The 10,196-nt window shown below is 42.6% G+C and carries 10 protein-coding genes; 3 read left to right on the forward strand and 7 right to left on the reverse strand.

The genetic code is table 11. From position 1 onward, the window contains the following. Positions 1-2: 2 nt before the first annotated feature. From AACQ38_RS21345 to hcaE, 7 genes are all read right to left on the reverse strand, one after another. Positions 3-866: a hypothetical protein gene (locus AACQ38_RS21345; RefSeq protein WP_165579032.1), complete on the reverse strand. Its 864-nt coding sequence runs from the start codon at positions 864-866 to the stop codon at positions 3-5. Between the two features lie 832 nt (positions 867-1,698). Continuing rightward, positions 1,699-2,868, reverse strand: a complete 1,170-nt coding sequence (gene hcaD / locus AACQ38_RS21350; protein WP_165579033.1) for a phenylpropionate dioxygenase ferredoxin reductase subunit — start codon at positions 2,866-2,868, stop codon at positions 1,699-1,701. A gap of 1 nt (position 2,869) precedes the next feature. Next, positions 2,870-3,823 carry a 3-carboxyethylcatechol 2,3-dioxygenase gene (locus AACQ38_RS21355; protein WP_112872248.1) on the reverse strand — a complete coding sequence of 318 codons (954 nt, stop codon included), beginning with the start codon at positions 3,821-3,823 and terminating at the stop codon, positions 2,870-2,872. Continuing rightward, positions 3,813-4,655 carry a 3-phenylpropionate-dihydrodiol/cinnamic acid-dihydrodiol dehydrogenase gene (hcaB, locus tag AACQ38_RS21360; RefSeq protein WP_058588341.1) on the reverse strand — a complete coding sequence of 281 codons (843 nt, stop codon included), beginning with the start codon at positions 4,653-4,655 and terminating at the stop codon, positions 3,813-3,815. The genes AACQ38_RS21355 and hcaB overlap by 11 nt, the downstream gene beginning before the upstream one ends. Then, positions 4,655-4,972 (reverse strand): 3-phenylpropionate/cinnamic acid dioxygenase ferredoxin subunit, encoded by a 318-nt coding sequence (hcaC, locus tag AACQ38_RS21365; RefSeq protein ID WP_165579034.1) that lies wholly within the window; start codon positions 4,970-4,972, stop codon positions 4,655-4,657. Before hcaC ends, hcaB begins: the two co-directional genes overlap by 1 nt. Next, positions 4,972-5,514: a 3-phenylpropionate/cinnamic acid dioxygenase subunit beta gene (hcaF, locus tag AACQ38_RS21370; RefSeq protein WP_058588339.1), complete on the reverse strand. Its 543-nt coding sequence runs from the start codon at positions 5,512-5,514 to the stop codon at positions 4,972-4,974. Before hcaF ends, hcaC begins: the two co-directional genes overlap by 1 nt. Next, entirely contained in the window at positions 5,511-6,872 is a 1,362-nt protein-coding gene (gene hcaE / locus AACQ38_RS21375; RefSeq protein WP_113024501.1) for a 3-phenylpropionate/cinnamic acid dioxygenase subunit alpha, read from the reverse strand. Before hcaE ends, hcaF begins: the two co-directional genes overlap by 4 nt. A 136-nt stretch (positions 6,873-7,008) precedes the next feature. Between hcaE and hcaR the strand changes: the two genes are divergently transcribed. From hcaR to AACQ38_RS21390, 3 genes are all read left to right on the forward strand, one after another. Continuing rightward, positions 7,009-7,893 carry a DNA-binding transcriptional regulator HcaR gene (gene hcaR, locus AACQ38_RS21380; RefSeq protein WP_058588337.1) on the forward strand — a complete coding sequence of 295 codons (885 nt, stop codon included), beginning with the start codon at positions 7,009-7,011 and terminating at the stop codon, positions 7,891-7,893. A gap of 113 nt (positions 7,894-8,006) precedes the next feature. Next, the gene (locus AACQ38_RS21385; RefSeq protein WP_242685650.1) at positions 8,007-8,909 is read left to right on the forward strand and encodes an alpha/beta fold hydrolase; all 903 of its coding nucleotides are present in this window, start codon (positions 8,007-8,009) and stop codon (positions 8,907-8,909) included. Positions 8,910-8,978: 69 nt separating this feature from the next. Continuing rightward, complete coding sequence (locus tag AACQ38_RS21390; RefSeq protein WP_165579035.1) at positions 8,979-9,761, forward strand: fumarylacetoacetate hydrolase family protein; 783 nt, start codon at positions 8,979-8,981, stop codon at positions 9,759-9,761. Positions 9,762-10,196 lie beyond the last annotated feature (435 nt).

Here is a 10,196-nt window from a genome sequence, read left to right on the forward strand (position 1 = left end):
CTTTAATTATTTATTACAGTAACATACCTTCCTTTAATTTTATCGAATGTGGGACGTAAATCATCGCACGTTGATTCCAGATAATCATCATAACTATTGGTTGTATCTATAAAGCTTTCTTTAGAATCCCTCCTTAACCTATATCTACCATTCACATATTCCCAATCTTGTGCCTGTAATGAGTAAACTCCTCTTATTTGAGCTAGTCTTGATAAATCTGCTGAAATTCCATTTAATACACTTCCATCATCTTCCTCTACATATCTCCTCATATTTCTGTTCAACCTGGAAAGCAATGCGAAATTTTCATTACCAACAACAACTGCTGCGTTACTCTCAAATTCTGAACCTGGATCATCTGAACGATTATTTGGCCCAATGAAGAGGTTGCCTGGTAACCATGCATAAAATTGCTCGAATGTACTAAAACCTGGAGTAAATCTATCACTACCACCTCTTATCCATCCACTACCTTGAGCCAAACCTAAATTTGATGCATCAATAATATCGCTACCTAGCTGATTACAATCAATACCACCACGACTAGCATAAAACCCTAAATTATTTGAGTATACCGAGAGAAAGCTACTTATATTACGTAGCCGGTTGTTTTCAACAACACGATTATAGAAACTCCTTAATCGATTAAATGGGATTATGTGATGACGGGACACAGAAACAGTAAATTCATGTCCCGTACCTTGCCGTGTTAAGTCTTGATTATAATTCTGAATCGGTGAATAAGGCATCGAAGGTCTTGCTCCAATAACTAACTCATATGAACCTGGAGGTAATTTATCAGGCTGTGAAAAGCATACAGCTGGAGATAAACACAGTATAAATATAGCTAATTTATGTGTTATCATAATTAAGAACTCCTTAATTAAGGTGATTTTTCTAAGAATTCATTAGCAATGAAATTTCAGTTTTGCTATTACTCCAGATACCGTATAAAAACACTTAATTACTAAGCAAACAATCGGAGTAAATTCTTACTTCCCTTTCTTAATTAAATATTTTATAAATATTGATAAATTATATTCATAATACATATTCCTAAGTTTCATTATCTAATGAATACTTTGAATAACCATATATACCCAATAGATTTCAAGAGGGATCGCGACGGCAAGGGAGCGAATCCCCGGGAGCATAGGGAACTATGTGACCGGGGTGAGAGAGTGCAGCCAACAAAGAGGCAACTTGAAAGATGACGGATATAGAATACAATTAACATATTGATATTTGATGTTAAAAGAAATATCGAAAGCATATTTTATATTCCGAAAACAGAAAATCACATCCAGCTTTTCAAAACGAGTAAAGTATCAAGTGAAATAGTGAGAGGATTGTAATATGGGCATTATTAAATCACACGTTAGCCCCTGGAGAATCTAGAGGTACTTGATATCTCGAAGATTGGCGAGGTTATATAATGTCAGTCACAAGGCTACAAGTTACAGATTTATATTTCATTTTACCTGACACTAAGATTATTGTTGGAGTTGGAGAAAATAGCGCGGCCAAAAATAGACATGTTATAAGACCTTGATTTATAATAATTTTTTATAAGATTAAAATGCTGCAATATAACCACTATCGGTGACCATCCAAACGATCACCGAATGCAATAATAAAACGATTGATTGTCAATAAAATACCGTTATTTCCTATTTCTATAAAACTACCTATCCAATACTACACTGGAACAACCATAGGATTAGCAAGTAATTTCCGTAAATTACGCATTTCCCTTCCCTGATTAATCGCGATAGCACCGACTAAAACTTCATTTTCTGTACCAAATAAAATGGCCTTATCTGATTGCAAATCACCCTGAACATGCCACTCTTCTGCCTGCATGTTGCCAACCATCTGGATGTTAATGCCCCACTGATCGGTCCAAAACCACGGAGCGCCCGGCTGCGGGGGTGCCAACCCCATCATGGCATGTGCGGCGATAGTCGCCTGACGGTTAGCATTTTCCCAAGTTTCACGGCGCTGTAGATCACCTGTCAGCGGTTCTCTCTGAAGGCAAACATCCCCGGCAGCAAAAATATCCGGTTCAGAAGTCTGGCAACGGCTGTCAATGACGATACCGCCATTAGTCACCAAACCGGCATCAGCAGCAAGCTGATCCCTGAATTCAGCGCCGATACCATAAATAATAATATCCCCGATCACCTTTTCACCGGTGTTCAATATAAGTACTAATTCACTCCCTTGTTTTTGGGCAGAAACAATATTGGTATCAAGGAGAAATTGTACCCCTTTTTCCTGATGACGATTCAAAAGATAATCCTGCAATAATGGAGGAGCACAACGCCCCATGATGTTATCCGCCTGCTCGATAACCGTCACGTTTGCCCCCAATTCACAAGAGGTTGCCGCCAGTTCCAAGCCAATCACTCCACCACCAACAATCAAAATCCGTTTGTCTTTTTTCACCGCCTGGCGTAAACGTTGCGCATCATCCAGCGTCCTCAAGGTATAAATATTTTCACCCAGCTGATCGAGCAGCGGAAATCGTCTGGCTCTTGCCCCCATAGTGAGCAGAAGTTTGTCATACCTGAGCTTGCCGCCATTTTCTAAAACAACACAATGTTTCGATGGCATAATCTGGCTGACCGACTGGCCTATGCGCAGATCTATCTGGTTTTTCAGATAAAAATCTTCGGAGAACAGGTATTTTGGTGCCTCCTCTGGGTTGATTAAATACTCTTTTGATAAAATTGGCCGCTCGTAAGGCGCATGATATTCCTTGCCAATTAAAATAATATCGCCATCAAACTGCTGCTGCCTTAAGGTTGCGGCAGCCATAGCTCCCGCTTGCCCTGCTCCAACGATAATAAAAGTCTGATTCCGCATATTATGCTCCTATCTGAGTGACAGGTTGAGCACTGACCATTGCCATCCCTGCTAGCCACTCCTTGATAGGCTGGTAATAATGCCGTTGTGCTTTATATTCGCCATAAACAGAAAGCGCCGCAAAAGCCGCAATCCAACAGCGAATTTCCTGTCCACCTTTCCCGCCCTGAATGGCGATTCCTCCCTCGGTTAACGAAGCAAGACGCTGAATATCGCCACTACAAAAAATACGCAATAACTCGTCATCCCACTGTGGATTCAACGGAGCAACGATATTTTCGCCACGAGCCAACGATTTTCCAACCTCAATGACCCGAGTTTGCCGTTTTTGACGCACTTCTTTTGTCGGATTTCTCCCGGCAATCAAGCCTTCTTCAACTTCCGGCGGAACCTGTCCCATCTGTGGTATCGGCGGATCATGTGATAAACCGCCAGAACCTAACAGCAATACCCGCTGATCTGTGGTGAATAGGAATTGACCCACTGCACGACCTAACGCAACAGCACGACGGCATGTCGGCAATGGTTTAGCTGCACAGTTAATAAATATGGGGATAGTTGGATAACGCTGTAAACCCTGACAAAGCAGCATCAATGGTTGAGTAAAGCCGTGATCGACCTGCATACGCCAAGAGTGAGCCACATCAATCCCTGAATCATATAAGGCAGAAATTAAATCCTTCGCGGTGTTTTCAGGAACATTGAGGGGCCCTTTACCAATATCCCAATCCCCCACGGCATTCGCTCTCACGCCAACGCAAAATGCCGGCATGAGATCATAAAAAAAACCATTAAAATGGTCAGGAGCGAAAATCACTATCAATTGTGGATCGTAAGCCTTTATCTGTTCAGCCAATTGGTGAAAAACCTGCCGAACATGCTTTTCTGTCGCTTCGGGCGGAGAACCAAAACCCATCAAAGGTGTGTGTGAAGTGCAAATCAATTTAACGGTCATCTGAACTCTCCTTTTTGTTCGGAGACATCACGCCCGCTGTCGTTTGGCGAATGCCACGAATACTTAATCCAGCATCAGCCGTTATCATCACCCCCGTTAACGTACGATTATTGGCACGAGAAGCCAACATAACATACGGACCGGTGAAATCTTTTGGCTGCGGTATGAATTGCAAAGGTAAAATTGCATTGAAACTTTCTAATGACAGGTTATCTGTAATACATCTATCTTGCTGAGATAGTGAAGCCGCCCCACGAAGATCACTTGGCATCCCACAAGGCGCAACACCATTAACCCTGATAACTGGCGCTAATTCATAAGCTAACTGGCGGATCATGCCGACCGCACCGTGCTTGCTGGCGGTATACAACACCCCTCCACCACCAGTAAACCATGACGAGTTTGACAACGTAAAAATCATGCTGCCTTCTGATGCGGTTAGCGCCGGTAACGCAGCTTTAGCCCCTAGAATATACCCTTTCAGGTTAACACCCATCAGCTCATCAAATCCTTTATCAATCTGCTCTGGTGAGGCGTCAAGCATGCTAATTTTGTGATCCCATATCCCGGCATTACCAACAAAGCAGTCTAGTTTGCCAAAACGCCGAACAGTTTCAGTCACTGCTCGTTCATTGTCCTCAAAAGAGGCAACATCACCGTGAATAACACAGATATCGTTACCAAAACAGTGTGCCAAAGCTGCCGCTTTTTCTGCCGATAACTCCAAAACGCCCACTTTGGCACCTTCAGCAATAAAACGCTCTATTAAAGCCAAACCTAAACCGGAGCCACCGCCTGTTAATAAAATGACTTGATCTTTGATCCAACTCATTATCGCTCCTCCGATACAGTGATATAAATGTTTCCGTCTTTAACAACAACAGGATAGGTCTTCAATGGATCTGTAGCAGGAAGGCAGAGTGCCTTCCCGGTTCTAAGACAAAAACTGGCCGTATGCAGTGGACACTCAACTGTCGCATTGTCTTCCAAATACCCTTCGGATATAGAGGCATTACCATGACTGCACCGGTCATCAACAGCAAAGAATTCGCCATCACAGTGAAACAGCGCAATATCCGGTGTGTATTCAACCTTGCGCGCTCCTCCGTCGGGTAATTCTTCAACAGTACATACGAATAATTGACTCATCAGAATAAGACACTCAAGTTATGGAAAGTTAAGACTGCCTGATCCAAGGTAATTTCACGTTTGCAAATCAGCCAGCTATCCGTTTTCGGATGACGGCGAACACAATCCAGCCGCTTACCCACATAAAAAGCTTCATCTCGCTCTTTTTGTGAACGGTACAGCAAATAATTGGACTGAACATGAAATTGGTCAGGCAAATCCGTTTCAGTAATCACTAAGTTTGTCAGTAGATGACGTGTACGGGATGGGGGTTCCTCTGCCCATGCCATACCGGTCTCCAACCGAGCTATCCGGCGTTCAAGCTGAAATTTATTATCATTGAACAACCAAGTGGTTGGCGGCTGGATACTCTTACGGCGATCGCGGGTTTGGGCATTGACAACGGTGCGCATGGTATAGCTGAGATCTTCTGCTAACAACTCAAGCCAATCACGAAATCTCCACTCATCTAGTAATGTAATTTCGTAATACAAGAACTGGCTTATTTCATAGTACAGTTCCAGCGATACCCTTTTTTCCTGATTGACAATTAACTCTTTCATTTGACCAACTCCTGCTGATAAACCCGGCTTTTTTCCTCTATCTCATCCCAGGTTTCACTGGTGAGTAAGTCAGCCCAACGCTGATACATGCCACGGGCAACGGTTTCGGAAAAAACATAATTGGTCACACCCGGAATTCCATCATCCCGCACTCTTTCTTGTCCCAATCTCATTTCCATACACAAGGTGCTGTTACGGGCTTTGTAACCTCTAAGTACCTTCTGAATTTCCACCCAATTTTCTGAATCATCCTGTTCGAGAAAACCTGCCGGACCAAATGCACGGGTGGTACTGTTCTCAAAAGCGGCTTTTACTTCCGGCGAAGCGGCTTTATCTGCAATGCAGAACGCCCAAACTTCCACCTGATCAGGTCCACGTGGATGCCACACCCGCATGGTTGCAGTACCATTAAGCCAGGAAAGTGTCGGGAAAATATTGTTGTGACCGGCAAGACGCAGTGCCCTGACTTTTCCCAGCCGCTGCTCTGCCTCGGCATAGGTTTCACGGTAGTAACGGGCAACGGCACCATCAACCCAAACGTTGGCATCAGGTTTTTCGGTCAAGAAAAATCCACAACCGTGACCATTTTGAGCAAATTGCACGGAATCTTTTGCCGTTTCCCAAACTGGCCGAGAAGTCTGACCAGAACCTAATGCTTTGTTACTGTCGCCCTCTTTTACACCTAAAACCTGTACAGCGGAGGCATGGCTGAATAAAGCATGGTATTGATCACCAGCAAACTGTTCAGCGGGTAATTTCCAGTTACAATTGATCACCCACTTTTGCACCCCACCAATAACCTCAGTTCCTCCTTCACGGCGATCAAGTACACCATCAAGATACCAAGCCATATCACCGAGATAATCAATCAGAGAGGGAGCCGTCGTATCCCAGTTACCAAAAATCAATCCCTTATAACTTTCTACACACGGCACTTCCTGAAGTCCCCATTGCTCTTTGCAAAGCCCATGTGGATAGGCACACGCTTCCAACGGGACGTCGATTAATTGCCCATCTACACCATATGACCAACCATGATAAGGGCAAGTAAATGCACGGGTATTACCGCTATCCGCGTAACAAACCCGCATAGAACGATGGCGACATTGATTTAGGAAAGCTTTAACGGAACCATTTTTTTGGCGGACAACAACAACACTGTCCTCTCCCATATAAGTATTGAAAAAATCACCCGGATTGGGGATTTGGCTCTGATGAGCTAGAAACAGCCAACAACGGCCAAATATTCTTTCGAGTTCTAACTGATAGAGCTCGGGATCGATATAAATCTGAGGAGTTACGCGACCGGCTCGGGCATCAATCAGGCGGTAAATATCTGAATCTTTGCTCAATGTCATATTATTCAGTCCTCAAGTAAAAGAAAAGTTGACTTTTTGCCAACATGCAAAATGAATGCTATTAATAGATTAATATTTTGTGAAATACATTGTTTGTTTAAATTAAGACTTTTTTTCGATATGTGAGGAAACAACGATGGAATTAAGACACTTACGCTATTTTATTGCGGTGGCAGAAGAATTAAACTTTACTAAGGCCGCAAAAAAATTGCACACTGCACAACCTTCATTAAGTCAACAAATAAAAGATTTAGAAGATTATATTGGTTCGACACTATTAGAGAGAAATAAACGCAGAGTCTCGCTAACCAAAGCCGGAGAAGTTTTTTTCCAACAAGCCCGGCTTATTCTTGACAATGCAGAGAAAGCAAAAAAAATGGCCCGCAGAGCGGCACAAGAACAAATTGTGCTAACTATCGGATTTGTCCCATCAGCAGAGGTTAAAGTCTTACCTGAAGTCATCCCAGTATTTCGCTTGGCTCATCCTGGCGCAAAAATAGAACTTATTAGTTTATTTAATCCAGGACAAGAAGAGAAATTATTACAAGGTGATATTGATGTCGCTTTCATGCGCCCGCCAATAAAGAGTGATTATATTGATTTTAAAGTCATTCTTAATGAACCGCTGGTGGTTCTGATGCCTGCTAATCACAGGCTAAGATATTGTGAAAAAATTTCAGTCGACGACCTACACGGAGAAAATTTTATTACTCCTGATCCAACACAATCTGGCGTATTACAACAGATTATAGAAAATTATTTTGCTGAACATAATGTTGTACCTAATATTATTCAAACAGCTAATAATATGCTATTAATTTTAAACATGGTTAGTCTAAATTTAGGGTGTGCAATAGTACCATTCTATATTACCAGCATCATGACAGATGCCGTTATTTGCCGACCATTATCAGGATACTCTCCCACAATAGAGTTAATAATGGCATGGCGAAAAGACAACACATCAGAATTATTATCGCACTTAATAGATGTTGTTGAAAATAAATATCTGCAAGAATAAAAATAAGCACCATCGTTTTTGCCTTTCAGACTAGACATATTAAGTATTAGTGAATATTACTTGCTGTCGTTATATTAATAACGTATTAATTTAAAATAAATAAGGAAGGTATCATGATGTCAATATCAGCGAATCCTCAACATAAACCTATACAGCCCGCATTACGTTCGCTTTGGTCTGCCATTGCCAGCGGTGAAATCCATCTACATTATCTCGATGTAAAAGGGATAAAAACGCGTGTACTTGAAGCGGGTAACGGACCTACTCTGATTTTCCTACATGGTATTGCAGGTCATTTAGAAGCTTATATGCGCAACATACTGCCCCATGCTGCCCATTTTCGTGTACTGGCAATTGATATGCTAGGGCATGGCTTCACGGATAAACCTGTCCGTTCCTATGAGATTATCGATTATGTGGAACACCTACGGGATCTTATTGAGACATTAAATCTGAAAAAAATTCACCTTTCTGGCGAGTCGCTAGGCGGATGGGTTGCAGCCCGGTTTGCGGCAAAATATCCGCAATATATTCACCGTCTGGTGTTGAACACCGCTGGTGGCATGATTGCTGATCCAAATGTAATGGAACGCCTGCGCACACTGAGCTTAAATGCAGTGAAAAACCCAGATCGGGAAGCTACCCGCAAACGTCTTGAATTCCTGATGGAAGATCCTGCAATGGTGACAGAAGACTTGGTTGAAGCCCGTTTTGCCATTTATCGTCAACCGGGTATGTTGTCCGCAATGGAAAACATCATGTGCCTGCAAGATATGGATACCCGCTTACGTAACCTTTTAACCGAAGATGAACTGGCAAAGATCCAGGCTGAAACCCTAGTGCTATGGACTACACACGATCCGACTGCTGCGGTTTCAGTAGGCCAGCGTCTTGCCAGGCTTATCAAAAATAGCCGTTTTGTCGTGATGGAAAAATGCGGTCACTGGCCTCAATATGAAGACCCGGACACATTTAACCGGCTCCATATCGATTTTTTACTCAACGGCAACAAATAATGTCCCTTTCAGACGAGTGATATTCCAATTGGAATGTCACTTCTATGGTTTGAGCAGGAGCAACAACAGATGAATAACGTCATAACCCATCTTGGTAAAAAATTGTTTCAATCATGGCAGAGTCATCAAGCCATCGATCCTATCTCTGATGAATATCCAGAATTAACGTTACACGACGCCTATCTCATCCAGCAAAAAGTTATTGCTTACCGGTTGGAAGCAACAGGAGAGCGAATTGTCGGTAAAAAAATCGGGATCACTAGCCAAGCAGTTATGGATATATTGGACGTCGATCAACCCGATTTTGGCATTCTCACCTCAGATATGCATTACAAAAACAATGCCACTGTACCCATTGAGCAATTAATTGCGCCGAAAGCTGAAGGCGAAATTGGTTTTATCCTGAAACACAACCTGTGTGGACCCGGTATTACAGCAGGAGATGTACTCAGAGCAACAGATTATGTCGTGCCCTGTATCGAAATTGTCGATTCCCGTATCCGTGACTGGAAAATAAAAATCACCGATACTGTTGCTGATAATGCTTCATCAGGGTTATTTGTCATTGGCAATGGCACCCGTCTGCCCTCAGAAATTGATTTAGCTGCCGTGACAATAACGCTGGAGAAAAACGGTAAACTGGTTGACACTGGCATTGGTGCCGCTGCACTAGGGCATCCAGCCAACGCGGTTGCCTGGCTAGCGAATATGCTAGGAACACTGAATATGGCGTTACTCCGTGGAGAAATCATTCTCTCTGGCTCCCTCACCACCATGGTGCCAGTTAATACGGGTGATCAGTTGAAAATTAACTTACTCGGTGTGGGATCTGCCAAGGTCAGTTTTGCTTGAAAAATTAGCCTTAGTTTATTAATAGGAGTCATAAAAAGCCCCCACCGTAACGTTGTTACACCAAGTGAAAGGCTCTCTTTAATAGTCGGTAAAGCTACATTAACTATGGACGAATCCAGAATGACGAGTATGTAACTTATATTAGCTGCGAGCAGAACATTACGCTTGTTACGCTTCATGTTGTCCATAAGCATTCCCCGATTAATTACATTCCACTAGGAGTATTGATATTCAGCGCAATATCGGTACGGTAATGCATCCCTTCAAAATGGACTTGCTTGACCGTTTCATACAACTTTTCTCTAGCCTAAATAACTTTTCAAAATAGTAGAACACTTGGAGGGAACTCAGTCCAATTTTTGCAATCTGATCAATTGTAGATAATCCCAAACCACTAAACGGACTGAGTTATGCCTATCATAGCACCTATACCCC

The organism is Photorhabdus sp. RW14-46 (genome assembly GCF_963887965.1).
In the GTDB taxonomy this organism is placed as follows: Bacteria; Pseudomonadota; Gammaproteobacteria; order Enterobacterales; family Enterobacteriaceae; genus Photorhabdus; species Photorhabdus laumondii.